The following is a 558-nucleotide window of genomic DNA, read 5'->3' as shown; positions in this document are numbered from 1 at the left end:
TACGTTAAATGCTGGAGAAGATAGGTATCAATTTGAATTATTTGCTCAGCTAGACCATCCAAATGGCAATGGTGAAAATGAGCTAGTGATTGATTTCCCTGTGAATGCCACGGATTTTGATGGTGATGTGTCGAACACGATTAGTTTGCCAATCACCGTTGTTGATGATGTGCCGTCTATCACTGAGGTGGATAACAGTAGCCAGTTGACGATTGACGAAGATGATTTACCTGCTGGCTCTGATACTTCTGGCTTACGAGTGTTAGATGGACACTTTAACGTTGTTGCTGGCGCTGATGAAATCGTCAGTTATCACGTTTCTGACTTAGCTGGCGCGGTCGCTGGTTTGCAGTCAAATGGTCAAGATGTGGAACTAAGACTGGTATCTGAAGCCGACGGTGTAAGCACCTATGAAGCAGTGATTGTTGGCACGAACACGCAGATTTTCACCCTAACGTTGGATGCAAAAGACAATAGCTACCAATTTGAGTTAGTGGGCCCTGTGGATCATCCTGCTGGCGCGGGAGAAAACAGCCTAACGTTAGATATTCCTATTTC

The 558-nt window shown here is 45.0% G+C and carries 1 protein-coding gene; it reads left to right on the top strand.

The window, feature by feature from the left end; translation table 11 throughout:
• Positions 1-558 (top strand): DUF5801 repeats-in-toxin domain-containing protein (locus R7Q48_RS29905; RefSeq protein ID WP_318134016.1); only part of this gene is annotated, 558 nt, incomplete at both ends.

The sequence above is a fragment of the Vibrio sp. 378 genome (assembly GCF_033339435.1).
Note: the sequence above shows the minus strand (reverse complement) of the source record. Positions and strands in the feature narration are given on the sequence as shown.